General features: G+C 72.0%; 25 protein-coding genes and 1 pseudogene. 11 read left to right on the top strand and 15 right to left on the bottom strand.

Annotation, left to right across the window (positions count from 1 at the left end):
• The 7 genes from pqqE to C3488_RS23530 form a co-directional block, all read right to left on the bottom strand.
• Entirely contained in the window at window positions 1-1,092 is a 1,092-nt protein-coding gene (gene pqqE, locus C3488_RS23500) for a pyrroloquinoline quinone biosynthesis protein PqqE (protein WP_103842456.1), read from the bottom strand.
• Window positions 1,085-1,381 carry a pyrroloquinoline quinone biosynthesis peptide chaperone PqqD gene (gene pqqD / locus C3488_RS23505; protein ID WP_103842458.1) on the bottom strand — a complete coding sequence of 99 codons (297 nt, stop codon included), beginning with the start codon at window positions 1,379-1,381 and terminating at the stop codon, window positions 1,085-1,087. Before pqqD ends, pqqE begins: the two co-directional genes overlap by 8 nt.
• Complete coding sequence (gene pqqC, locus C3488_RS23510) at window positions 1,347-2,042, bottom strand: pyrroloquinoline-quinone synthase PqqC (protein WP_103842459.1); 696 nt, start codon at window positions 2,040-2,042, stop codon at window positions 1,347-1,349. The genes pqqD and pqqC overlap by 35 nt, the downstream gene beginning before the upstream one ends.
• 5 nt (window positions 2,043-2,047) lie before the next feature.
• A complete protein-coding gene (pqqB, locus tag C3488_RS23515; protein WP_258053613.1) occupies window positions 2,048-2,929 on the bottom strand; it encodes a pyrroloquinoline quinone biosynthesis protein PqqB in 882 nt (293 codons plus the stop codon).
• Window positions 2,930-2,978: 49 nt separating this feature from the next.
• The gene (gene pqqA / locus C3488_RS23520; protein WP_103842463.1) at window positions 2,979-3,104 is read right to left on the bottom strand and encodes a pyrroloquinoline quinone precursor peptide PqqA; all 126 of its coding nucleotides are present in this window, start codon (window positions 3,102-3,104) and stop codon (window positions 2,979-2,981) included.
• A 72-nt stretch (window positions 3,105-3,176) separates the two neighbouring features.
• Window positions 3,177-4,856, bottom strand: a complete 1,680-nt coding sequence (locus tag C3488_RS23525; RefSeq protein WP_103842465.1) for a PQQ-dependent dehydrogenase, methanol/ethanol family — start codon at window positions 4,854-4,856, stop codon at window positions 3,177-3,179.
• 55 nt (window positions 4,857-4,911) lie between these two features.
• Complete coding sequence (locus C3488_RS23530) at window positions 4,912-5,361, bottom strand: MSMEG_3727 family PQQ-associated protein (RefSeq protein WP_103842467.1); 450 nt, start codon at window positions 5,359-5,361, stop codon at window positions 4,912-4,914.
• A 326-nt stretch (window positions 5,362-5,687) separates the two neighbouring features.
• On the opposite strand from C3488_RS23530, the gene C3488_RS23535 reads away from it, so the two are divergent.
• The 7 genes from C3488_RS23535 (at window position 5,688) to C3488_RS23565 (ending at window position 12,832) form a co-directional block, all read left to right on the top strand.
• The gene (locus C3488_RS23535; protein WP_103842469.1) at window positions 5,688-8,693 is read left to right on the top strand and encodes a SpoIIE family protein phosphatase; all 3,006 of its coding nucleotides are present in this window, start codon (window positions 5,688-5,690) and stop codon (window positions 8,691-8,693) included.
• Window positions 8,694-8,821: 128 nt separating this feature from the next.
• Window positions 8,822-9,070, top strand: coding sequence for a hypothetical protein (locus C3488_RS23540; RefSeq protein ID WP_103842471.1), 249 nt, complete (start codon window positions 8,822-8,824; stop codon window positions 9,068-9,070).
• The gene (locus C3488_RS23545; protein ID WP_103842473.1) at window positions 9,067-9,435 is read left to right on the top strand and encodes a helix-turn-helix domain-containing protein; all 369 of its coding nucleotides are present in this window, start codon (window positions 9,067-9,069) and stop codon (window positions 9,433-9,435) included. Before C3488_RS23540 ends, C3488_RS23545 begins: the two co-directional genes overlap by 4 nt.
• A gap of 151 nt (window positions 9,436-9,586) precedes the next feature.
• Entirely contained in the window at window positions 9,587-10,105 is a 519-nt protein-coding gene (gene uraD / locus C3488_RS23550; protein WP_103842475.1) for a 2-oxo-4-hydroxy-4-carboxy-5-ureidoimidazoline decarboxylase, read from the top strand.
• Window positions 10,102-10,509 carry a hydroxyisourate hydrolase gene (gene uraH, locus C3488_RS23555; protein WP_103842477.1) on the top strand — a complete coding sequence of 136 codons (408 nt, stop codon included), beginning with the start codon at window positions 10,102-10,104 and terminating at the stop codon, window positions 10,507-10,509. The genes uraD and uraH overlap by 4 nt, the downstream gene beginning before the upstream one ends.
• Before the next feature lie 5 nt (window positions 10,510-10,514).
• Window positions 10,515-11,435: a factor-independent urate hydroxylase gene (gene pucL / locus C3488_RS23560; protein WP_103842479.1), complete on the top strand. Its 921-nt coding sequence runs from the start codon at window positions 10,515-10,517 to the stop codon at window positions 11,433-11,435.
• A 20-nt stretch (window positions 11,436-11,455) separates the two neighbouring features.
• The gene (locus C3488_RS23565) at window positions 11,456-12,832 is read left to right on the top strand and encodes an 8-oxoguanine deaminase (protein WP_103842481.1); all 1,377 of its coding nucleotides are present in this window, start codon (window positions 11,456-11,458) and stop codon (window positions 12,830-12,832) included.
• Window positions 12,833-12,994: 162 nt separating this feature from the next.
• On the opposite strand, the gene C3488_RS23570 is transcribed toward C3488_RS23565, so the two are convergent.
• Genes C3488_RS23570 through C3488_RS23585 form a run of 4 tightly spaced genes read right to left on the bottom strand, consistent with a single transcriptional unit; the run spans window position 12,995 to window position 15,963 of the window.
• The gene (locus C3488_RS23570; protein ID WP_103842483.1) at window positions 12,995-13,417 is read right to left on the bottom strand and encodes a thioesterase family protein; all 423 of its coding nucleotides are present in this window, start codon (window positions 13,415-13,417) and stop codon (window positions 12,995-12,997) included.
• 52 nt (window positions 13,418-13,469) lie between these two features.
• On the bottom strand, window positions 13,470-14,099 hold the full coding sequence (locus C3488_RS23575; protein WP_103842485.1) for a hypothetical protein: 630 nt from the start codon (window positions 14,097-14,099) through the stop codon (window positions 13,470-13,472).
• The gene (locus C3488_RS23580; protein ID WP_103842487.1) at window positions 14,096-14,773 is read right to left on the bottom strand and encodes a histidine phosphatase family protein; all 678 of its coding nucleotides are present in this window, start codon (window positions 14,771-14,773) and stop codon (window positions 14,096-14,098) included. The genes C3488_RS23575 and C3488_RS23580 overlap by 4 nt, the downstream gene beginning before the upstream one ends.
• A 35-nt stretch (window positions 14,774-14,808) precedes the next feature.
• Window positions 14,809-15,963 carry a serine hydrolase domain-containing protein gene (locus tag C3488_RS23585; RefSeq protein ID WP_103842489.1) on the bottom strand — a complete coding sequence of 385 codons (1,155 nt, stop codon included), beginning with the start codon at window positions 15,961-15,963 and terminating at the stop codon, window positions 14,809-14,811.
• Window positions 15,964-16,219: 256 nt separating this feature from the next.
• On the opposite strand from C3488_RS23585, the gene C3488_RS23590 reads away from it, so the two are divergent.
• Together C3488_RS23590 and C3488_RS23595 are read left to right on the top strand one after the other, a co-directional pair.
• The gene (locus C3488_RS23590; protein WP_103842491.1) at window positions 16,220-17,314 is read left to right on the top strand and encodes an alpha/beta hydrolase; all 1,095 of its coding nucleotides are present in this window, start codon (window positions 16,220-16,222) and stop codon (window positions 17,312-17,314) included.
• Window positions 17,315-17,454: 140 nt separating this feature from the next.
• On the top strand, window positions 17,455-17,646 hold the full coding sequence (locus C3488_RS23595) for a hypothetical protein (RefSeq protein ID WP_181139162.1): 192 nt from the start codon (window positions 17,455-17,457) through the stop codon (window positions 17,644-17,646).
• Between the two features lie 50 nt (window positions 17,647-17,696).
• On the opposite strand, the gene C3488_RS23600 is transcribed toward C3488_RS23595, so the two are convergent.
• Window positions 17,697-18,905 (bottom strand): pyridoxal phosphate-dependent aminotransferase, encoded by a 1,209-nt coding sequence (locus C3488_RS23600; protein ID WP_103842493.1) that lies wholly within the window; start codon window positions 18,903-18,905, stop codon window positions 17,697-17,699.
• 86 nt (window positions 18,906-18,991) lie between these two features.
• Between C3488_RS23600 and C3488_RS23605 the strand changes: the two are divergent.
• Window positions 18,992-19,629 (top strand): annotated as a pseudogene (locus C3488_RS23605) (winged helix-turn-helix transcriptional regulator).
• Window positions 19,630-19,723: 94 nt separating this feature from the next.
• Here the strand turns inward: C3488_RS23605 and C3488_RS23610 are convergent.
• The 3 genes from C3488_RS23610 to C3488_RS23620 are packed head-to-tail and all read right to left on the bottom strand — an operon-like array spanning window position 19,724 to window position 23,414.
• Entirely contained in the window at window positions 19,724-20,521 is a 798-nt protein-coding gene (locus C3488_RS23610; protein WP_103842495.1) for a hypothetical protein, read from the bottom strand.
• Window positions 20,521-21,786, bottom strand: a complete 1,266-nt coding sequence (locus tag C3488_RS23615) for a VWA domain-containing protein (protein WP_103842496.1) — start codon at window positions 21,784-21,786, stop codon at window positions 20,521-20,523. Before C3488_RS23615 ends, C3488_RS23610 begins: the two co-directional genes overlap by 1 nt.
• Before the next feature lie 41 nt (window positions 21,787-21,827).
• Window positions 21,828-23,414, bottom strand: coding sequence for an IucA/IucC family protein (locus C3488_RS23620; RefSeq protein WP_103842499.1), 1,587 nt, complete (start codon window positions 23,412-23,414; stop codon window positions 21,828-21,830).
• Between the two features lie 29 nt (window positions 23,415-23,443).
• Between C3488_RS23620 and C3488_RS23625 the strand changes: the two genes are divergently transcribed.
• On the top strand, window positions 23,444-24,180 hold a 737-nt coding region (locus C3488_RS23625), incomplete at its 3' end, for an IucA/IucC family protein (protein ID WP_181139163.1).

Here is a 24,180-nt window from a genome sequence, read left to right on the forward strand (position 1 = left end):
TCACACCGGACGGCCCGGATGCGGCCGGGGCGCGAGGGCGTGCTCCCGCCGTCCGGCCGCCTCGTCGGCGGCCCGCACCGCCGCGGCCACGATCCCGTGGTCGGGAGACAGGTGGCACACCGGGTCGGTGCGGGCGGCGTCGCCGGTGAGCAGGAACGCCTGGCAGCGGCACCCGCCGAAGTCGACCTCGCGACGTGGGCAGCTCCGGCAGGGCTCCGGCATCCAGTCCGTGCCGCGGAAGCGCTGGAACAGCGGTGAGCTCTCCCAGATCCATGCCAGGGAGTGCTCGCGCACACTGGCGCGGGGCAGCGGCAGCGCGTGTGCGGGCGGGCAGGGCAGCACATCCCCGTTCGGGACCACGGTGAGCTGGCGCCGGGCCCAGCCGCCCATACAGGGCTTCGGGTAGTGCTCGTGGTAGTCGGGGACGACGTAGATGATCTCCATCCGGTCCCTGAGGCGCATCCGTGCCGCCCGCACCACCGGCTCGGCGCGCTCCAGCTGGGCCGTGCTGGGCAGCAGCGCTTCCTTGTTGCGCCAGGCCCAGCCGTAGTACTGGGTGTTGGCCAGCTCGACGCGATCGGCGGCCAGCTCCTCGGCGAGGGCGAGGATGCGGTCGACGCGGTCGATGTTGTGCCGGTGGAGCACCACGTTGACGGTCAGGGGCCAGCCCAGGTCCTTCACCAGCCGGGCCGCCGCCGTCTTGCGTGCGAAGGACGGAGTTCCGGCGATGCGGTCGGACAGCGCCGGCTCGTCGGCCTGGATGCTGATCTGCACATGGTCCAGGCCCGCGGCGCGCAGCTGCTCGGCCCGGCGGGGCGTCAGGCCGGCCGCACTGGTGATGAGGTTGGTGTACAGCCCGAGGTCACCGGCGTGGCGCACGATCTCGACGAGGTCGCGGCGCACCAGCGGCTCACCACCGGACAGGTGCAGCTGGAGCACCCCCAGTTCGGCGGCCTCGGTCACCACCCGCCGCCACTCCTCGGTCGTCAGCTCGTCCCCGAAGTCGCCGAGGTTCAGCGGGTTGGAGCAGTACGGGCAGTGCAGCGGGCACGCATAGGTGAGTTCGGCCAGCAGCCCGAGCGGTCTATCCATCGCAGACCTCCAGGCATCTCCGGGCGGCGAGCCCGGCCAGGAACAGCCGGACCTCGTCGCCGGCCACATGGGCGTACCGCCCGCTCAGCTCAGCGACGATCTGGGTGACGGTCCGCTCGCCGTCGCACAGGTCCAGGATCGCCGCGCCGGTCCCGTTCAGGACGGAGACCGCCTCCGGCGCGAGCAGCACATGACGCCCGCGCGCCGGGTCGTAGGCCAGCCGGACGTGCGGCGCGAGGCGGGGACGGTCCGTGTCACCGACCGTCCGCCGAGGACCGTTCGATGGCATCGAGCATGCTCCACAGGACGTCGCACTTGAAGGACAGGGCGGCCAGGGCACCCGCCTGCTCCGGCTGGCTCCGGCAGTACGCCGTCACCACCTCGAGGGCGTGCTCGGCGTCGCGGGGGGCCTGGGTCAGGCGGGACCGGAAGTAGGCGAGCCCCGCGCGGTCGATCCACGGATAGTGGCGTTCGAACGCGGTGAGCCGTTCGGCCATCAGGTCCGGCGCGAACAGCTCGGTCAGCGAGGACGCCACCGCCTCGGTCCACGGCCGGGTACGGGCGAAGGTGACGTAGGCGTCGACGGCGAACCGCACCCCGGGCACGACGTGCCGTTCGTCCTCCATCTCCTCCCGGGTCAGCCCCAGCGCCTCGCCCAGGCGCAGCCAGGCCTCGATACCGCCCTCGCCGTCCGCGGTGCCGTCCTGGTCGACGATGCGCAGGATCCAGCGGCGGCGCACCTCGCGGTGCGGGCAGTTGGTGAGGATCGCGGCGTCCTTGCGGGGCAGGTTCTCCTGGTAGTAGAAGCGGTTGGCCGCCCACGCCTGCAGCTGCCGGCGGGTCAGGGCGCCCTCGTTCATCGCCCGGTGGAAGGGATGCCGGTCGTGGTAGCGGCGGGACTGCGCGCGCAGCGCCGCCACGAATTCGTCGGTTTCCGTCGCCGTCGCCATGGCCCTCAGATCCACAGGTCGAGCCCGTCCACGGCGACCTCCATGCCGTGTCGCTCGACGGCGCGCCGCTCGGGCGAGTCCTCGAGCAGGACGGGGTTCGTGTTGTTCAGATGGGTGTAGATCGTGCGCTCGACGGGGAGCGGGGACAGCTGCTGCAGGCTGCCGCTGGGGCCTGTGATGGGCACATGGCCCATCTCCCGGGCGGTCCGGCGTCCCCGGCCGAGCCGGATGAGCTCGTCGTCGTCCCAGCACGTCCCGTCGACCAACAGACAGGCGCAGTCCGCGAGTCGGTCGCGTATTTCCGCCGTGAGCTCCTGCACGCAGGGCAGGTACACCAGGGCCCGGCCACTGCGCTCGTCGGTCAGGCGGTAGCCGACGACCCGCCCCTGCCCGACCCCGTCGTCGGAGCCGAAGCGTGCCCGCTTGCTCGTGGGCACGTCGAACGCGCGGTACGACAGCCCCTCCGTGAGCGGGACGTCGGTCTCCGGCTCGACCGGGTGCCAGGTGACCGGGCAGTAGGCGAGGAGCGTCCGCAGCAACGAGGTCCCGTCGTACAGCGTGTCGTGCACCGCCTTGGTGGCGTGGAGCTCGATGCCCTCCGCCTCCCGGAGCAACAGCAGACCGAGCGTGTGGTCGAGCTCGGCGTCGGTGACCGCGACGACCACCGGAGCGGCGTCGGGGCGCAGGGCGGGGAACGACTCGACCTGCGCCCGGACGTCCGGAGAGGCGTTGAACAGGAACCAGACCTGCCCGTCGGCGCTCACGGCGATCGACGACTGGGTGCGCGCACGGCACGGCCGGGAGCCGTCCCGCACGGCACCGCACGGCGGGCAGGCGCAGTTCCACTGCGGGAAGCCGCCCCCGGCCGCCGAACCCAGCACGCGCACCCACACGTCGATCCGCCGTCCTCCCGGTGCCCGACACGTCGCGCCGCCGTCATCCCCCCTCGGGCTCCCACACGCCCATGTAGGCGGTCACCTCGGCGGACACGCTGATCTCCTCGAACACAGGGGTCTCCCACTCGTCCAGGCAGACCTGGTCGATGACGCTCTCCCGGTCCATGGCTTCACCTCCTCCTGTGTCTCGCGCTTCCCTGACGTCTTCGGTCGCAGGCGGCACAGCGAGGCCGTTGCCCTACTGCGGAAGGGCGAAGGCGAACACCGCGTCACCGTGGGAGGCACCGAGCATCGCGGGAACGATCCCCTCGATCCAGCTGCCCCAGCCGACCGGCACGGCGATGAACTGCCTTCCGTCGACGCTGTAGGTCGTCGGGCTGCTGTGGTGCCCGCTGCCCGTCTGGAACTCCCACAGCGGCTCCCCGGTGCGCGCGTGGAACGCGGTGAACTCTCCGGACGGCCTGCCGACGAACACCAGGTCTCCCGCCGTGGCCAGCGCCGACGCGCTCATCGGCGTCTCGTTGCGCCACTTCCACACCTCCTCGCCGGTGGCGGCGGAGATGGCCTTCACGAACCCCTGCATGTCGTTCGCGTCCACCGTGACGCTCGCGCCCCAGTAGGGGATGCTCTCCTTGAACTCCCTGTGGCGCAGGGTGACTTCGGACCCGACGTCCTGGACCGGCACGTAGAACAGCTCCGTGCGCGGGCTGTAGGCCGCGTGCGTCCACTCCTTGGCTCCGGCGGGACCGGGCCAGAAGTGGACCGGCTCGCCCTCCTTCTCGGGCACCACCTTGGGCGTCACACGGCCGTCCCCGCCGATCTCGCCCCAGGTGATGCGTTCGCCGAAGGGCGTGATCCGCACCCGCTCACCGTTCCTGCGGTCCAGCGTGAAGAGGTATCCGTTCTTGTCGAAGTGGGCCAGCAGCTTCTGCCCGTCCAGGTCGTAGAGGATGCACTCCATGTTGCTGTCGTAGTCCCACACGTCGTGCGGGGTGCACTGGTAGTGCCAGCGGATCTCGCCGTTGTCGGGATTCAGGGCGATGATGCTGTCGGTGTAGAGGTTGTCGCCCTCACGCACGGCCCCGTCGAAGTCGGGTGCCGGATTGCCGGTCCCCCAGTAGACGAGGTTCAGCTCCGGGTCGTAGGTCCCGGTGACCCAGGCGTTGCCGCCACCGCGCGCCCAGGCCGGTCCGTCCGGCCAGGTGTCCGATCCCGGCTCGCCGGGCTTGGGCACCGTGTAGGTGCGCCAGGCGCGCTCTCCGGTCTCCAGGTAGTAGGCGTCGAGATGACCGCGCACCCCGAACTCACCGCCCGAACTACCCACGATGATCTTGTCCTTGACGACGAGGGGAGCGACCGTGGCGCTCTCGGCCGCCCGTACGTCGCCGTTCGTCGTGTCCCAGACGAGCTCGCCCGAGACGGCGTCGAGGGCGATCACATGGGCGTTCAGCGTGGTGACGAAGACCTTCCCGTGCGCGACCGCGACCCCGCGGTTGACGTTGCCGCAGCAGAGGGAGACGTCGAACGGGATCGCGTGCTTGTACTGCCACAGTTGCCGTCCCGTCCGGGCGTCGACGGCCCAGACCCAACCGTCCCAGCCCGAGAGGTACATGACCCCGTCCACGACGATCGGAGCGGCCTCGAAGGCGTAGGTCGACTGGCCCGCGTGGAAGCCGGACGAGCCGAACTGGAACACCCAGGCGGGAGTGAGGCGTTGGACGTTCTCGGTGTTGATCTGGTCCAGCGGACTGTACCGCTGCCCGTCGTAGGCGCCGTAATAGGTCAGCCAGTTCTGCGGCTCCGAACGCGCCCGGAGAATGCGTTCGTACGTCACGTCCTGTGCCGCCGGCGGCGCAGTGCCGACCATGGTACTCAATGCGGCGAAATTGACGGCAGGCGGCGCGTCGATGTACTCCATGGGATCCTCCTTGCCGGCCCGGCGGTGACCGGGCGGCCTTTTTCCCGGGCGGTTTCTACGGCCGTGGCTGTTCCGGGCGGTCGAGGCGGGCCTCCTGCGGAACATCCCCCATCACGGCGATCACCCCGACCAGGCCGCGCCCCTCGTCGTTGCCGACATTGGAACCGAACCAGTAATAGCCGGGGCCGTCCAGGTTGAGCACGGTCTTGCCCCGTGAGTACACCGGAAGCCACATCCATTTGCTGTCGCCGTTGCTCGGCAGGAGCGCGCAGTGCGTGTTCGTGTCGTCGTTGCGGAGTTCGATCTCCAGCTCGCCCCCGTGGGGCATGACGACGATGGAGGGCTCCCACATCAGCTCGTCGGGCGGAATCCGCACATCGGCGTGCAGACGGCCGTCGGAACCTTCCTCGGCCCGCCCGAGGCCCCCGTGGGCGAGGAGCCGACCCAGCGTCGCCTTGTTCTGCCCGTACAGCTCGGGCAGTTCCTGCTCGGCTCTGGTCGTCATCGGCCCGACCTCCTGTTTGAGTCGGATTCGAGCACCATGTTCCGGGTAACCGTGGCGCATGACGCAAAACGCTCCCGGCTTATTTCGCGGAATTTCCCGTAATTATTGCTAATGCGCGCTCGAAGGCGCACAATATGCATCACGAATTTCAGGTCGGAGGCGCCGCCCGGTGTGTCGGCGCCGGCCCCCGGAGTGGCGATCAAGGCCTTCCGGAGACGGATCTCCCGCCTGGCGTCCGGGCCCATACCTCCTGGATATCCTTTGCGCTCCATGTTTTCGATGTTGTGATTCGCGGCATAATGGGGCTACGGTAAAGGGCTGGGAGCATGCCCTCCGTGAGGGAAGTGAGCGCGGTGTCCGTCGCCTGGGACGACATCGGCGGTCTCGTCGATGCCCACGAGCGTTTTCTGGCCGGCGCGGGAGTCGACACAGACGTCCGGGTCTCGGTGCTCGAATCCTGGAAGCGGTGCAGGTCCGAAGGAGTGCAGCCGCACCGCCTCCTGGTGCCCTACGCCGCCGACCTGGCGCTGGACGACCGGCTTCTGCGCGCGGCAGACCCCGTCCTGAAAGGCCTGACGGCGTCACTGGCCAACGTGAGCATGGCGATCGCGTTCTGCGACGCGCGGGCCCACATGGTCCAGCGGCACGGCGGTGACCGGCGGCTGCGCCGGCGTCTCGACTCGGTGAACTTCGCCCCCGGCTTCGACGCCTCGGAACGGGCCGCGGGCACCAACGGCGTCGGTACGGCGCTGGCCGGCCGCAGTCCCATCTACGTCGTCGGCCGCGAGCACTTCGCCGACTGCCTGCAGCCGTTCGCCTGCGCGGGCTCGCCCATCCGCGACCCGCTCAGCGGGCGGATCGAGGCCGTCCTCGACCTCACCTGCCTGCGTGAGGACGGCGACCCCGCCATGCTTCGGCTGGTGCGGCAGGCCGCGCGCGACATCGAGGGGCGGCTGCTGGAACAGGCCACGGAACGGGAGCGGGCGCTGCTCGCCGCGTACCAGCGGGCCTGCCGCGACGCGGGCGGCGTACCCGCCTGGCCGCGGCAGCCCCGGCACGTGGGCGGCGGCGCGCTCGGCTTCGACGGCGACACCCTCACCCGTATCGACCTGGCCGTGCTGCGGGAGAAGGCCGAGGAACTGATCGCCTCGCCGCAGCGCACCCTTGACGAAGTGGCCCTGTCCGGTGGGCGCGTCGCCACGCTGCTGCGCCGCCAGGTCAGGGGAGCCGCCGGGGAGACGGGCGTGGTCGTGGAGGCCCGTGTCGCCGGGGGGCCGCACCTGCGCCATGTCGAACTCGCCCCGCAGGCGCAGCCGCTCGCTCCGCCGCAAGCGTTCGCTCCGCCGCAAACGCTCGCAGCGCCGCAGTCGCTCGCGCCGCCGCAGACCGTTACGCCCGCCCTGCTCACCCCGCAGGCACCGCCGATCGCCACACCAGCACCGTCCCACGCCCCCGCGGGACACGACGGAGCCCCTCCGGTCGTCCTGCGCGCCGTGGCACCGCCGCCCCCGGCCACCGCGCCCGCGCCGCCCGAGGCCGCCCCCCAGCCCCGCACCGGGCCCGAGACGACCGCGGACGACGACGGTGCCGGCGCCGAGGGCTGGCTGCTGCTCGTCGGCGAGCCCGGCGTCGGCCGCCTGGCGGTCCTGGCCCGCAAGCGCCTGGAGCTGCTGCACGACGCAAGCGTGCGCATCGGCACCACCCTGGACGTCACCCGCACCGCGGAGGAGCTGGCGGAGGTGACCGTCCCCCGGTTCGCCGACCTGGTGGTCGTCGACCTGCCCGACACCGTGCTGCTCGGAGAGGAGCCGGGGCCGCTCGGCGGTCACACCCCGCTGCGCCGGGTCGCGCTCGGCAGCGTGCGCGAGGAACTGCCCGTGTACGGCATCGGCGACCTGGTCGAGTACGTGCCGTCCACCCCGCAGGTCCGCTGCCTGGAGACCGGGCAGTCCGTGCTCGAACCCGTCCTGTCCGAGGCCGACGGCTGGATCGCCCAGGACCCGGCGCGGTTCGGACGGGCACTGGCGAAGGGCATCCACTCCCTGATCACCGTGCCCCTGCGGGCCCGCGGCACGATCCTCGGCGTGGTGAGCTTCTACCGCTCCGAGAAGCCCACCCCCTTCGAGGACGACGACCTCTCCCTCGCCCAGGAACTGGCCGCCCGCGCGGCGATCTCCATCGACAACGCCCGCCGCTACACGCGTGAGCACAACACCGCCCTCGCCCTGCAGCGCAGCCTGCTGCCCCGGGGCCGGCCCGAGCAGAACGCCGTCGAGGTCGCCTACCGCTACCTGCCCGCGCAGGCCGGGGTCGGCGGCGACTGGTTCGACGTCATCCCGCTGTCCGGCGCCCGGGTGGCCCTGGTGGTCGGCGACGTCGTCGGGCACGGACTGCACGCCGCGGCCACCATGGGCCGACTGCGCACCGCAGTGCACAACTTCTGCTCCCTGGACCTGCCGCCCGACGACCTCCTCACCCACCTCGACGACCTGGTCGGACGCCTGGACCGCGGCGAGGGCTGGGCTGTGGAGCCCACCTACCCGGACGCCGGGATCGTCGGCGCCACCTGTCTGTACGCCGTCTACGACCCGGTGTCCCGGCGGTGCACCCTCACCCGGGCCGGACACCCGGTCCCCGCGGTCGTCGGCCCGGACGGCAGCGTGGACTTCGTCGACCTGCCGTCGGGCCCGCCGCTCGGGCTCGGCGGGACGCCGTTCGAGATGGTCGAGCTGGAGCTGGCCGAGGGCAGCCAACTGGTGCTCTACACCGACGGTCTGATCGAGGACCGGGTCCGGGACATCGACACCGGCCTGGACAAGCTCCGCAGCGTCCTGGCCTGCCCCGGCCGCGCGCCGGAGGACACCTGCGAGGCCGTCCTCGACGCCCTGCTCCCGTCCCGGCCGAGCGACGACGTGGCGCTGCTGGTGGCCCGGACGCACGCGCTCGGCCCGGAGCGGGTCGCCGAGTGGGAGTTCCCCAGCGATCCGGCGGTCGTCTCCCGCGCACGGGAGGCGGTCACCGGCCAGATGGCCGCCTGGGGCCTGGACGAACTCGGCTACACCACCGAGCTGGTCGCCAGCGAGCTGGTCACCAACGCCATCCGGCACGCCACCGGCCCCGTCCAGCTGCGCCTCCTTCGGGACCGTGCGCTGATCTGCGAGGTCTCCGACGGCAGCAGCACCTCGCCCCGGCTGCGGCGTGCCCGCAACGAGGACGAGGGCGGGCGCGGACTGTTCCTCGTCGCGCAGCTCACCGAGCGCTGGGGGACCCGCTACACCACCGACGGCAAGATCATCTGGACCGAACAGTCCCTGGAACAGCCCCTGTCCTGACCGCCCTCCGCGACCGCCGTCCACGGTGGCCCCGCTTCCGTTAGAGTCGCTGCCGGGCGTGCCCCCACGGCGGGCGGTCCTGGTGAAGGCGCAGGTCAGGCGCAGGTCAGTCGGTGGTTGGGGGCAGTATGCGTTTGAGGGTGGAGTTCACGACCGAGCCCTTCGACCTCGATGAGGCGCCCGCGCACGCGCTGGTGGCCCGCGATGTCATCGGGTCCGCCGATCTGGACGCCGTGGATGTCGGACCGTTCGGCAACACCGCGGAGGGCCGCGCCGACGCCGTGCTCACGGCCGTCGACGCACTGCTGCGCAAGACCCTCCAGGCCGGGGCCACGCGGATCTCGCTGCAGGTCAACGTGATCGGGGAGGGCAAGTGACCGGCACCGGGGACGAGCCGTTCATCACGGCCGTGAAACCGCTGGTCGACGCCATGGGGGGTGAGATGCTGCCCCCGGACCAGGCCGGCCCCGACGACGTGGTGCTCGTCTGGGAGGGTGCCGACGTCGTCGCCGTACGCCTGCCGCAGCTCGCCGACTCGCTGGATCACATCCTGGCCGCCATGGAGCGCAAGCGTGGCAAGCCCCTGTCCGAACTGGACCGCAAGGCCAAGCAGGAGGTCGTACGGACCCTGGAGGCGCGCGGCGCCTTCTCCGTGCGCCACGGGGTGGAGACCGTCGCCGGCGCGCTCGGCGTCAGCCGGTTCACCGTCTACAACTACCTCAATCGCGAGAAGGAGTCCTGACGGGCCCCCGTGCCGGTGAGCGGCTCGACACGCCGGTGAGCGGTTCACCCCGCCATGTCCCGCCGAATTTTCAACAAACTGTTGACCGCGTGTGGGTGGAGGGCGTTAGCTGTTCGCAGCCCGCTCAAGGACCGAGGCCACGGAGGCACCCGTGACGTCCACTCCCACGCCGCTGGGCCTGGCCCGCTTCAACACCCTGGAAGAACCCGCGGCCCGCACCGCCCTTCACGAGGTGTGCGCGTCCACGGCCTGGGCCGCTCGGCTGCTCGCCGGGCGCCCCTACGCCACCGCCGAGGACCTGTACGCCGCGAACGACGCCGCCATGACGGAGATGACCACCGCGGATCTCGCGCAGGCCATGGCCGGGCACCCGCCGATCGGCCGGCCGAAGCCGGGTGACCCCGCCTCGGCATGGGAGCAGCGGGGCATGGACGGCGCCTCCGACGAGCTCAAGGCGGAGATGCTCGAGCTGAACCTGGCGTACCAGGAGAAGTTCGGCCATGTCTTCCTGATCTGCGCGACCGGCAGGACCGGCGAGCAGATGAGGGACGCGGTCAAGGAGCGGATCGGCAACGCGCCGGAGCGGGAACGGGAGATCGTCCGCAGCGAACTGGGCAAGATCAACCGCATCCGGCTGGCACGCATCGTCGAAGAGGGCGACAACGCATGAGCAACCGCACCACCGCATCCGTGTCCACGCACATCCTGGACACCAGCGTCGGCCGCCCCGCGACGGGCGTCGCCGTCCGCCTCGCAGCCCGCCCCGGCCGGGACGCGGACTGGCAGGCGCTCGGCGGCTCCGCGACCGATGCGGACGGCCGGTGCAAGGACCTTCCGGCCCTGCCGGAGGGGACGACCCAGGTACGGCTCGACTTCGCGGTCGAGGCGTACTTCGAGAGGTCCGACAAGAAGCAAGCCGATGCGCAGCAGGACGCCCCCGCGAATCGGGACAGCGGTGCGCGAGGAGCGTTCTTCCCGGAGGTGACGGTCACGTTCGCCGTCGTGCCGGGGGAGCACTACCACGTACCGCTGCTGCTCACCCCGTTCGGCTACTCCGTTTACCGAGGGAGCTAGCACACATGGCAGCAGTCAATCCCCGCCCGGGCCGCCCCGTGCTCGGGCAGAACCAGTACGGCAAGGCCGAGAACCGGGTCGTCAGGATCACGCGGGACGGCGCCACCCACCACATCAAGGACCTCAACGTCTCGGTGTCGCTGAGCGGAGACATGGAGGAGGTCCACTACTCGGGCTCCAACGCCAACGTGCTGCCGACCGACACCACCAAGAACACGGTGTACGCGTTCGCCAAGGAGCACGGCGTCGACTCCGCCGAGCAGTTCGGCATCCACCTCGCCCGCCACTTCGTGACCTCGCAGGAGCCGATCCACCGGGCCCGCATCCGCATCGAGGAGTACGCCTGGGACCGGATCGGGCACTCGGGAAAGGGCGCGCACTCTTTCGTCCGCACGGGCCAGGAGACCCGCCTGACGCAGATCACCTACGACGGCTCGTCCTGGGAGGTGGTCTCCGGCCTGAAGGACCTGACGGTGATGAACTCCACCGACTCGGAGTTCTGGGGCTACGTCAAGGACAGGTACACGACGTTGCCCGAGGCCCACGACCGCATCCTGGCCACCTCCGTCACCGGCCGCTGGCGCTTCAACTGGACCGATGACGCCCAGGAGGCGCCGGACTGGGAGACGTCCTACGAGGAGACGAAGAAGCACCTGCTCCAGGCCTTCGCCGAGACCTACTCCCTCTCGTTGCAGCAGACCCTGTACCAGATGGGCGCCCGCATCATCGAGCATCGCGCCGAGATCGACGAGGTCCGCTTCTCGCTCCCGAACAAGCACCACTTCCTGGTGGACCTGGAGCCGTTCGGGCTGAAGAACGACAACGAGGTGTACTTCGCCGCCGACCGCCCCTACGGCCTGATCGAGGCCACCGTCCTGCGGGACGGGTGCGAGGCGCGGATCCCGGTGGACCTCACCAACCTGTGACGGAAGCGAGAACCACGACCATGACAGCCCAGCGCATCGTCATCGAGAACTGCGCCCTCGCGACCGTCGACGCGCACGACACCGAGTACGCGAGCGGACACGTCGTCATCGCCGGCAACCGCATCGAGGCGGTCGGTCCGGGCGCCGCCCCCGAGGGCCTGGAGAACGTCGTGCGCCGCATCGACGCGACGGGCCACCTCGTCACCCCGGGCCTGGTCAACACCCATCACCACTTCTATCAGTGGATCACCCGGGGCCTGGCCACCGACCACAACCTGTTCGACTGGCTCGTCGCGCTGTACCCGACGTGGGCGCGCATCGACGAGCCCATGGTGTACGCGGCGGCCCAGGGATCGCTCGCGATGATGGCCCGCGGCGGCGTCACCACCGCCATGGACCACCACTACGTCTTCCCGAGGGGCTCCGGCGACCTGTCCGGCGCGATCATCCGGGCCGCCCGCGAGATGGGCGTCCGCTTCACCCTCGCCCGAGGCTCGATGGACCGGGGCGAGTCCGACGGCGGCCTGCCGCCGGACTTCGCCGTCGAGACGCTTCAGGACGCGCTGGCCGCCACGGAGGCGACCGTCGACGAGCACCACGACTCCTCCTTCGACGCCATGACGCAGGTGGCCGTGGCGCCCTGCTCGCCCTTCTCGGTGTCGACCGAACTCCTGCGGCAGGGAGCGGAGCTGGCGCGCAGAAAGGGCGTGCGGCTGCACACCCACGGCTCGGAGACGGTGGAGGAGGAGAAGTTCTGCCACGAGCTGTTCGGCATGGGCCCGACCGACTACTTCGAGTCCACCGGCTGGCTCGGCGAGGACGTGTGGATGGCGCACTGCGTCCACATGAACGACTCCGACATCGCCGCCTTCGCCCGGACCAGGACGGGGGTCGCCCACTGCCCGTCCTCCAACGCCCGCCTGGCCGCCGGTATCGCCCGCGTACCCGACATGCTCGCCGCCGGTGTCCCGGTCGGCCTCGGTGTGGACGGCACCGCCTCCAACGAGTCCGGCGAACTCCACACCGAACTTCGCAACGCGCTCCTCATCAATCGCCTCGGCTCCCACCGGGAAGCCGCCCTGAACGCCCGGCAGGCGCTGCGCCTCGGCACCTACGGCGGCGCCCGAGTGCTGGGCCGCGCACGGGAGATCGGCTCCCTCGAGCCGGGCAAGCTGGCCGACCTGGTGCTGTGGCGGATGGACACGCTCGCCCACTCCTCGATCGCCGATCCGGTGACGGCGCTGGTCTTCGGCGCGGCGGCACCGGTCACCGCCTCCTTCGTCGACGGCCGCCAGATCGTGGAGGACGGCAGGCTGCTGACCGCCGACGAGGACGCCATCGCCCGCTCCACGCGACACGAGGCCCGGCGCCTGGCTGGGATCGCCGAACGGGGCTGACCCGCCGTCGAGGACTCCGGCCGGGAGGGACGGCTCCCGGCCGGTGGCCGTGACCCCGAACGGGGTGACGGCGACCGTCCCCGGGGCGCGCAGGGACGTGCGCGCCCCGGACGGTCTCGGCAAGGGGGAGCGGGTCTCAGCTGGACGCCGAGGCCCCGGCGCTCACAGGCCGAACAGCTCCGGCCTGCCCGCCAGTGCCCGGAAGCAGCCCTGCGGGTCGGCCACCAGCCTGCGCTCCTCGAGGTCCAGCAGGCCGCCGACCGAGGCTATTTCGGCGGAGACGGTGCCGTCCGTCTTCCGTATGGCCTGCGCGATCCGGAACGTCTTGCCCCCGGCCCACTCGAAGGCGCACGTCACCTCGACCTCGTCGCCCGCGCGCAGCTCCCGCAGATAGCGGATGGTCGTCTCCAGGACCACGGGGCCGACACCCTTGGACAGCAACTCGGACTGGCCCACGCCGGCCTCCTGGAGCGCACACCAGCGGGCGTGTTCCGCATACTGCAGGTAGACGCTCTGGTTGAGGTGTCCCAGGGCGTCGGTCTCGTAGCCCCGGACGGTGACCCGGACGGAAAACGGCTCGCTCACGGCTTCCCCTTCTTCAACTCCACGGTCAGGACCACCGATCCTGGCATGCCCCTCACACCCGCCGCGGGGACGCCAGCAGATAACGGGCCCGTGTCCGCTGCTCGTTGTGCTCGCTCACCTGCCAGCCCGCCTGCTCCAGCGTGGCCGCGCAGGCGCGCAGTGCCGTGAGGTCCGGCTCGTGCACCGCGACCGCCTCCGGCTGCGGGGTCCCGCGCACCCGGTAGCCGGAGGCGAGGTCGCCGGTCGCGGGCCGGTGCCCGGCCGCCTCCAGGGCGAGCGCGGCGGCCCGCACCAGATGCTGCCGCTCCCAGCCGCACGGGCGGTCCGTGGCGCCGTCCGGATTGGTCATCCGGCGCAGCTCCAGCAACCCCTGCCAGGCGACGTGCACCTCGCGCCTCCGGGCGGGACCCGCGTCCTGGGCCTCCTCGCCGCCGACCCGCGCTGCGAACACACCCGAGTCCGCCGCGGCCGGGGCGCCCGGGCCCGCTTCCTCGGCGGGCGTCTGCCGTATGCGATGCCCCGCCGGGGTCAGGAAGTGGTCGTGCGGCGGACGCGGGTGCCGGAAGGCCAGCCCCCGCTTCACCAGCGCCGCCAACTGGGCATCCGTCCCCCGCAGCCGCCCGGTCACGGGATCGGCGGCCTCGATCAGGCGCCGCTGCGCGGCGGTCGGCGGTCGGATCACGGTCCCTTCCCCCAGAGTCTCAGTGCCCCCCCGGACGGCCCCGCCTCCCCCGCGGAGAGGGACCCTTGGGAACAGTACGCGTCGGGTCTGACATTCCAGCCGGCCACGACGTGACGGCCGTGCTCCGTGCTCAGCCGGCTCACCGTCCCCGTCGAGAGCTGGAAGAGCGCCCCCGCCGAGGCCGGCAGCCCGAGCCGCCGCGCGGTCAGCACCCGCAGGAAGTGCCCGTGGGAGACGACGACCACGCTGCCCTCCGACTCCGCGAGCGCCGCGTCGATCTTGGCGAGCACCCGCTCCGCCCGCGCCCCGACCTCCTCCGGGCTCTCCCCGGGATGCTCCGGCGGCCCGGGCGCGACACCGTCCGTGAACAGGAACCACTCCGGCCGCGTCCGTTGGATCTCGACGGTCGTGACCCCCTCGTACCCGCCGTAGTCCCACTCCGACAGGTCCGTGTCGACCCGCGCCCCGCCGATCCCGGCCAGCCGTGCCGTCTCCCGGGCGCGCTGCATCGGGCTGACGAAGGCGGCGGCCACATGATGCCGCGCGATCAGCGGAGCCAGCCGGCGCGCCTGCTCCCGGCCGCGGTCGGTCAGCGGGACATCGGTCCGCCCGGTGTGCCGGCCGGACAGGGACCACTCGGTCTCGCCGTGCCGCACCAGAAGGAGGTCACCCACGCCGTGTCCTTCCTGTTCCGCTCACCGGAACCGTGTCACACGGTCGCGGCGGCGCGCAGCACGGACTCGGCCAGACGGCCGTTCTCCGGGGAGGCGCCCTCGCCCGAGGGGAAGGCGAACCGGCGGCGCGTGTACGCGTAGGCCACCCCGCTCGCCGGGTCGGCGAAGCCGAGCGAGCCGGTCGCGCCGCTGTGCCCGAACGCGTCGGGCCCGAGGAACGGGTAGCGCCCGGCGAGGTACTCGAAGCCGAGGCCGAAGTGGTCGGTCTGCCCGGTGGCCAGATCCGTGCCCGGCGTGCGCAGCCCGGCGAACTCGGCCACGGTCCCGGGCGCGAGCAGGGGCGGCCTGCCGTCCAGCGTGCTGATCGCGGCGGCGTACATCCCGGCCACCCCGCGGGCGTTGCCCACCCCGCCGGAGGAGGTGGGGCCGAGCGCGCGCACGAGCCGGGTGTTGGCGAAGGCCACCATGTCGACCGGTTCGGGCGCGTTCAGGTTGAAGGCGACGCCCCGGATGCTGTCCGGCTCCGCCGCGCGCGCCGCCAGCGCCTCGGCCTGCGCCGGCGTGGGCACCAGCGGCTGCACCTCGCGCCACCGCGGTTCCAGTTCCTCGGGCAGACCGAGGTGGAAGTCGAGGCCGTAGGGGGCCCGCACACGCTCCTCGTACAGCTCGTGGATCGACCTGCCGGTGACCCGGCGCACCACCTCGCCGGTCAGCGCCCCGATGACCCAGCCGTGGTAGCCGTAAGCGGTCCCCGGCTCCCACAGGGGCTTCTGGCCCGCAAGGCGCGTGGCGATGAGGCGGTCGTCGGCAAGCTCCTCGGCGCTGAAGCCGCCGTCCACGCCGACGACACCGGCCTTGTGCTCCAGCAGCTCCCGCAGCGTCAGCCGGTCCTTGCCCTCGGCCGCGAACTCGGGCCAGTAAGAGGCCACCGTGCGGTCGAGGTCGAGCACTCCGTCCTGCACCAGCAACGCGACGACCAGGTGCGCGGCCCCCTTGGAGATCGAGAACAGGGTGGTCAGGGAGCTTCCCTCCACGCCCTCCCCGGCCCACAGATCCACCACCTGGCGCCCGTTCACGTAGGCGGCGAGCTGGGCACCCGGTGCGTACGTCTCCTCGGCGAGGAAGGCGGCGAACTCCTCCCGCACGCCCTCGAACCCCTCGGCCACCGTTCCGTGCACGTCCTGTGACATCCGTCCCCCCAAGTCGGTGATCGGCTCTCGTTGATCGGTCACGGAAGATACCAACCGGCTCTGACAGCTGGGGCATTCCCGCACCTTCACCGAAGCCGTCCCCGCCCGACGCCCTCGCTCCGCCCGCAAACCGCACCGCGCGGAGGGTCACCCGTGCGGCCGTACGACTCCACCCCACCGGCGCACCCCGGCGGGACGAACAGCGGGGAGCGCGGCAAGGCTCGCTGACGAAGTGACCCTCGGAAGGAGGACGCCCATGAGCGCCATCCGACGCTCCCGGTCCCCGTTGAAGCCCCTGTCCGGTCTCACGGCGCTGCTCACCACCGCAGTTCTCGCGGTCGTCCCGGCCCTGGCCACCCCGGCCGCCGCCGCCACCCCCAAGGCGCCCTGCGGCGACCCCCGGGCGACCCTCGAACCCGGCGCCCAGGCGTTTCTCGACAAGCTCGCCGCGGCGGACGGCCCGCCGATCCAGAACCAGACGCCCGCCGCCGCCCGTCAGTCGCTCCTGAACCTCCAGGCCGCCTACCCGGTGTCCAAGCTGCCCGCCGACATCACCACGCGGACCATCCCCGGCGGCCCCACCGGTTCCGTCTCCGTGCACATCGTGCGGCCGCACGGAATGACGGGCAGGCTGCCGGCCGTCATGTACTTCCACGGCGGTGGCTGGGTACTCGGTGACTTCTCCACCCATGACCGGCTGGTACGGCAGATCGCCAACGGTGCCAAGGCGGCGGTGGTCTTCGTCGACTACGCCCGGTCACCGGAGGCCAAGTACTCCGTCGCGAACGAGCAGGCCTATGCGGCCACCCAGTGGGTCGCCCAGCACGGCAACGACATCAACGTCGACGGCTCCCGGCTCGCCGTGGCCGGCGACAGCGTCGGGGGCAACATGGCCGCCGCCGTCACCCTGATGGCCAAGCAGCACGGCGGCCCCAAGCTGGCCCAGCAGGTGCTGTTCTACCCGGTCACCAACGCCGACTTCACCACCGCGTCCTACCGGCGCTTCGCCACCGGGTGCTGGCTGACCGCGGCGGGCATGAAGTGGTTCTGGGACCAGTACGCCCCGGACACCTCGGTCCGCAGCCGGCCCACGGCCTCCCCGCTGCGCGCCGCCACCACCGAACTGAGGGGCCTGCCGAAGGCACTGGTCATCACCGACAGCGACGTGCTGTCCGACGAGGGCCGCCAGTACGCCGCCAAACTGAGCGCCGCGGGTGTCCCCGTCACCGCCACCCACTACCCGCGGATGATCCACGACTTCGTGATGCTCAACGGCCTCGCGAACACGGAGGCCGCCAAGTCCGCCGTCGCGAAGGCCACCACCGCCCTGCGCCAGTCCCTGGGCAGCTGACACGCCGACGAAACCGGGACCGATGCCCCGCGTCCGTCGAGCAACCGGGCGCGGGGCGCGGCAGTTCCGATTCCTGGACAACCACCTGGGAGTGGCGGGCGACATCCGGCTCGACCTGGCGGCGCTCAACAAGGTTCGAGATGCTCCTCTGGGACGTCTGGGGTGTCGGGGCCCGCGAGCTGTACGACGCAGCCGCACAGGTGACGGCCGAGGACGTGTCCTTCACCGCGGTGCGGGCGCTGTTCGCGGAGAACGACGGGCTGCGGACGCCGCAGACGGTGACCTCGCTCGCCCCGTTCAACGGCCCGAGCGAGGTCACCGTCCGTGGCTGACGATCGTCCGGCACGAGAGCCGGGGCTCCCTGCCGGGAGCGCCGGTCGCGCTACTGCCGGTAGCCGCTGAGGAACCGTCCGATCCTGCTGATCGCCGTGTCCAGGACATCGGCGTGCGGCAGGGTCAGGATGCGGAAGTGGTCCGGCGTCGGCCAGTTGAAGCCCGTGCCCTGGACCACCTGGATCTTCTCCCGCAACAGCAGGTCCAGGACGAACTTCTCGTCGTCGTGGATCCTGTGCACCTTGGGGTCCAGGCGCGGGAACGCGTACAGCGCGCCCTTCGGCTTGACGCATGTGACGCCGGGGATCTCGTTCAGCTTCTCCCAGGCGCGGTCCCGCTGTTCGTGCAGGCGGCCGCCCGGGGCGGTCAGCTCGTCGATGGACTGGCGGCCGCCGAGCGCCGCCTGGATGGCGTACTGGGCGGGTGCGTTGGCGCACAGGCGCATGGAGGCGAGCATCGTCAGGCCCTCCAGGTAGTCCTTGGCGTGCTGCCTGGGCCCCGTCACGACCAGCCAGCCGGAGCGGAAGCCCGCCACGCGGTAGGTCTTCGACAGGCCGCAGAAGGTGAGGACCACCAGGTCGGGGGCGAGCGCGGCGGTCGAGTGGTGGACCGCGTCGTCGTAGAGGATCTGGTCGTAGATCTCGTCCGCGAAGACCATCAGGCCGTGGCGGCGGGCCAGGTCGAGGATGCCCCGCAGGATCTCCTCCGGGTAGACCGCGCCCGTCGGGTTGTTGGGGTTGATGATGACCACGGCCTTGGTGCGGTCCGTGATCTTCGACGCCATGTCGTCCAGGTCCGGGTACCAGTCGGACTGCTCGTCGCACAGGTAATGGACCGCTTTGCCGCCGGCCAGGGTGGTCACGGCCGTCCAGAGCGGGAAGTCGGGGGCGGGGATGAGGATTTCGTCGCCGTCCTCCACCAGCGCCTGTACGGCCATCGAGACCAGCTCGGAGACGCCGTTGCCGAGGAACACGTCGTCGACACCGACCTCCAGGCCCCGCTCCTGGTAGCGCTGGGCCACCGCGCGGCGCGCGGAGAGGATGCCGCGCGAGTCCGTGTAGCCGTGCGCCTGGGGCAGCATGCGGATCATGTCCTGGAGGATCTCCTCCGGCGCCTCGAAACCGAACAGCGCGGGGTTGCCGGTGTTCAGGCGCAGCACGCTGTGTCCCGCCGCCTCCAGCGCGTCGGCGTGCTCGATCACCGGGCCGCGGATCTCGTAACAGACCTCGCTGAGCTTGCTCGACTGCCGGAACTCCATGGCCGCTTCCCCTCCGGTGACTTGTGTTGCTTGGTTTTACCAAGTGACAGCTTGGAAAGTCCAACAACACGTCTAGACTGCGTCGCATGTCACCTCGCCGAAGCTACGACCAGTACTGCTCCACGGCCCGCGCGCTCGACGTCGTCGGCGACCGCTGGACCCTCCTGATCGTCCGCGAGCTGCTCGCCGGTCCCCGCCGCTACACCGATCTGCACGCGGACCTGCCGGGCGTGAGCACGGACGTGCTGGCCTCCCGACTGAGGGACATGGAGCGCGACGGGCTGACCACACGGCGCCGGCTGCCACCGCCCGGGGCGGCCTACGTCTACGAACTGACGCCTCGCGGACGCGAGTTGCTGCCCGTGCTGCAGGCGCTCGGCACCTGGGGCGCCCCGGCGCTCGGGGAGCGCCGGCCGACGGACGCGGTGCGCGCCCACTGGTTCGCGCTGCCGCTGCTGCGCCTGCTGGAGAGCGAGGGGGCGGGGAAGGGCTGGTGGAAGTCCGCCTGGAGGAGGGGGAGTTCCATCTGTGGCTGGGGGCGGAGGACGGGCCGGTCTACGGCGAAGGGGCCGCTCCGGAGGAGCCCGGTGCCCGGCTGGTCCTCGACGCGGAGACCTGCACCCTTCTCGGCGAGGGGTATCTGACGCTCCACCAGGCGGTCGCTGAAGGGCGCGCGGAGGTGTGGGGGGAGGGCACCCTCGCCAAGGCGTTGCGCGGGGGCTGACGACGATGCGGCGGGGGTGACAAGAGCGGGGCCCGCCGCGGGAGGGGACGCGGCGGGCCTTCGCCCTGACGGGGGGCGGTGACGGGGCCCCTTCTCAGGCGCCCGGCGGAACCCGGGACGGGCGGCCCGAGCCGCGGGTCAGCGCGTAGCCGCCGATGCCGGCCAGTGCGGCCAGGATGCCGCCGACCCCGGTCCACACCCAGCGGTCGGACCACCAGCCGGAGGCGTCGGGCCGCAGCTTCGAGAGCGCCGCCGTGTCCGTGTCCGAGTCCGACTTCTCGGACCTCGTCGCTATCCCCGGGACCAGCGGCTCGGCCAGCGAACCGTCCACCGCCGCCGAGCCGCCGACGTCCTTGGAATCCACCCGGACCTCGGCGTTCACCGGCTGCCCGAGGTCGGCGGCGCCGACCCCCACCACGGTGAGCCGTATGTAGTACGTGCCCGGCAGCGGGTCGTCGGCCCACGGCTCCGCCCAGGCGCGAACCGTGCGCAGCGTGCAGGACAGGTTCACCGACGACGCGTCCTGGGCGGCGGTCCGCGTCTGCGCCCCGTACTGGCACGCCTGGCGGCGCCGCAACCCGTCGTACACGTCGAGCTGCCACGTCTGCGCCGAACTCCTCGGTGACGACGGCAGCTTGACGGTCGCCCGCACGGTGGGCCGCTGCTGCTCCTCCGCCGGGAACTGCCAGTACAGGTAGTCGCCCGTGGAGGCGCTCGCCGTGGCCTGCTGCCCCTGCTGGATCTCCGTGGCCGTACGGAAGGACGTGCCGGCCGAGGTGGGTGCGGCGCTGTCGCCGGACGGGCTCGCGGAGGGCGAGGAGTCGGCCACGGCCGGGGAGGCGGCGGCGCCCAGCAGCAGGGCCGCCACGGTCAGCACTCGTGCGATACGCATCAGTTGGTCCTCCAGACGGCGATCCGCCAGCGCGACAGCCAGCCCCACAGCAGACCCGCCAGGAAGCCGGTCAGGACGAGGGCGCCGAGCAGCCACCAGCCGCGCCCCAGGCCGAAGGCGGCCACGTCGCTCGATGTGCCGGGGCCGTCGACCACGTCGACCGTGAGCTCAAGCGGCAGCCCGGGCGTGGTCTTCACACCGGCCGCCGGGGAGAAGGAGTTGGCCACCTGGAGGCACACCGTCTCGGCGGGCGCGTCCTCGTCGTCGCTCTCGGCCTTCGGATAACGCAGACCCGTCGAGAGCGCGTCCGTGCGTCCCGCCCCGGTTGCCTCGCCGCGCACGATCTCCCGCCCGTGCACCGTGAGGGCCCGCAGCGTCACGCTGTAGTCGGGGTCGACCTGCCGGTCGTCGGACACGCTGACGGAGGCGCGCAGTTCCTGGCCCGGCTTCACGTCCACGCGGTAGAAGCGGTGCTGCCCGAACTCCTCACGGTCGGTGTAGAGGCCGGACTTCAGCGAGGGCGCCGTCGCACACTGACCGGTACCGTCCACGGCGACCGGGGTGACCGTGCGGTCCGCCGTGCGGTCCACCAACTGGTTGACCTTGTCGGACAGTTGCTCCTTGTGCTGCACCGACGTGTACGTTCCGCCGGTCGCCTCGGCGATACAGCTGAGCTGCTTGTTCAGCTTGGCGTCCGGCACGAGCCCCAGGGTGTCGATGGTCAGCCCGATGCCCTTGGCGGCGATCTCCCGGGCCACCTCGCACGGGTCCAGCGGGGCGCAGGTGTCCTCTCCGTCGCTGATGAGGACGATGCGCTTGGAGCCGTTGCCGCCGTCCAGGTCGTTTGCCGCCTTCAGAAGGGCGGGGCCGATCGGCGTCCAGCCGGTGGGCTGCAGCGTCGCCACGGCGGTCTTGGCCTCGGTCCGGTTCAGCGGGCCGACCGGGTAGAGCTGGCGGGTGTCCCTGCAGCCCGTCTTGCGGTCGTTGCCCGGGTAGTCGGCGCCCAGCGTCCGGATGCCGAGCTGCACCTCCTCCGGCGTCGCGTCCAGGACCTCGTTGAAGGCCTGCTTCGCCGCGGCCATCCGCGAACCGCCGTCGATGTCCCGCGCCCGCATGGAACCGCTGACGTCGAGGACGAGGTCGACCTTGGGCGCGTCCTGGGCTGTCGTCTCGTCGGCGACGGCATCGGCCGGGACCGCGATCCCGGCCGCCAGGGCGGCGAGCAGGGCGCAGACTCCCGCCGCCAGCCGTTGTCTTGTGATCATCGGCGGATCTTATTGATCAATGGGGCCGCGCTTCAAAACGATCAAGGGTCGAGCGGACCGAGCTGTGTGGAGAGCGGGTTCGGGAGCCGTGTCCACAGATCCCCGGGCCGTTCGGGGGAAAGTCGCATCAGCGTCAACGCCTTGGTGGGCAGCGGCTCTTCGCGCAGCACCGCCAGATCGGGGGTGTCCGGCAGATCCCGTACGACGGCCTCCAGCGCGGCCCTCAGTGCGGGCGCCGAACCCGCCGTGGAGGCCAGCGCGCCCGCCACGAGCGAGCCGAACAGCTTGCGGCGCAGCGTCCTCTCGTCGTCCGTGACGATCCGGTCGGCCACCTCGGGGGCCTTGACGCCGTGCCGGGCAAGCCGCGCCGGGCTCACCCTGATGTCGGCCAGGTCCCGGTAGACCAGCCGCACCGGCTCACCCGTGGGCGACAGCACCACCAGCAGGTTCTGTCCGTGCGCCTCCAGGGCCACCCCCAGGTCGAGCATCCGCAGGCCGACGGTGAGGGCGAGCCGCGTGAACCCGGCGAGCCAGACGGGGGACGAGGGCAGCCCGGTGAGCGGCAGGGCGGCCACCGGGACGACCCGCTCGCCGGCGGCCCTGTCCGCGTACGTCTCCGGCGGCTCCCGCAGCACGGCGGCGAGATCGGGGGAGTGGGCGCCGGCCGCGCCCAGGGTGCGGGTGACGTGCAGCAGACCGTCCGTGCGCGCGGCCGTCGACTCCAGGAAGCCGGACACCGCCAGGGCCGTCTCGATCGAGGAGACCGAGATGTCCCGCACGGAGGACGTCAGCCGCGCGCTGACCGCGGTCTTCACATGCGGACCGCCGTCGGGCAGCGCCAGGGTCCGCAGGGACATCAGCGGACGAGCGACCGGACCGTCCCCGGCCGCCACACCGAGCACGTGCGCCGTCTGCCAGGGGTGGACCGGGATCAGCGCACGCTCGCCGTCCCGCAGCCACGCGGGCCACTCGCCCCGTACGAGGGCGTCACCCACGGGGACGAGCCCGAGTCGTACCAGCGGCCGGTGCTCGGGCCCGTACGCCAGCTGCTCGGCCGCCGAGAAGCCGGGGCGCGAACGGCAGTTCGGGTGATAGGGGTGCCCGTCGACCACCCGCTGCTCCCATGCCCAGCTGGTCACGGGTACGGGCGCCTCGCGTGGCTGGCCGGCCCGCGACAGCGCCAGCGAGGCGGTGCTGTGGCCGAGTTCGGCGGCGAAGGAGTCCCCGTGCGGCACGCCGAGTGCCGTGACCAGCGCCGCCGCGTGGTCGTGGGCCCGTCCGTCGAGCCGTACCTCGGTGACGTACGCGGCGGTCGCGTATGGGTCCGCGGGTGGGCCGTGCAGCCGCCGCCCGTCGCCCAGGCACAGGGTGAGCCCGTCGCCCGTCCGCTCCCGGCGCGCGATCCACGGCAGCGGCTCATGGGCCAGCGCCCGCCACAGACGCGTGAGGACGGCGGCCCGGGCGCCGGGGAGCGCCGCCGCGTAGGAGGCCGACAGATCGGGCCGCACGGCGTCCAGCTCGGCGGCGAGCGCGGCCTCGGCGGGAACCTCGGCTGGGGAGGAAGGGGGCACGGTCGGAGCTCCTCGGGGACGGGGCGATGCGTCGTGGCACGGGTCCACGACAGACATACTGATCGCCAGTGCACCGTACGGAACGAATGGATCGCGTGGACCCCATGCACCCCAGGGACGACGTCCCCGCGCGCGCCGACGCCCACGCGGCGGCGCCGCTGCTGAACTGCCTGCTCCGGGAGGCGGCCGAGCCCACCGGCGAGCTGGGCGTCCACCGCCTGCGGGCCGGCGGCCGGCTGCTGCGCGTGCGCGGCACACGCCGCCCGCGCGACCCCGAGCTGTACACGGGTGGCTCCTGGCACCCGCTCACCCACGCCGAGCTGGTCAAACTCACCGCCGACGAGCTGCGCCGCGCCACCGGCCTGTCCAACCCGGAACTCCCCGGCGAGATGCTGGACAGCCGGGACGCGGTGGCCGCGATCCTGGCCGCACGCGCCCGTCTCACGGCCCCGGACGACCCGTACGTACGCTCCGAACAGTCCCTGGTCACCGGGCATCCCCACCACCCCGCCCCGAAGGCGCGGGGCGGCGGACCCGCCGGCAGCTGGCTGCCGTACGCCCCCGAGGCGTACGGCCGCTTTCCGCTCACCCTTTTGGGCGTACGCGAGGACACGGTCGTCCAGGAGGGCGACACGACGGCACTGGACGCGCTCGGCACCGCCCCGCGCGGCTACCGGCTGCTGCCCTCCCATCCCTGGCAGCTCGCCCTGGTCGGCGCCCGCCCTGACATCGCAGAGGCGTTCGAGGACGGGCGCCTGATCCGGCTCGGCGAGACCGCTCGGCCCGTGTGGCCCACGGCCGCCATCCGCACGGTCTACGCCCC

Source organism: Streptomyces sp. Ru72 (assembly GCF_002920635.1).
Lineage (GTDB): Bacteria > Actinomycetota > Actinomycetes > Streptomycetales > Streptomycetaceae > Streptomyces.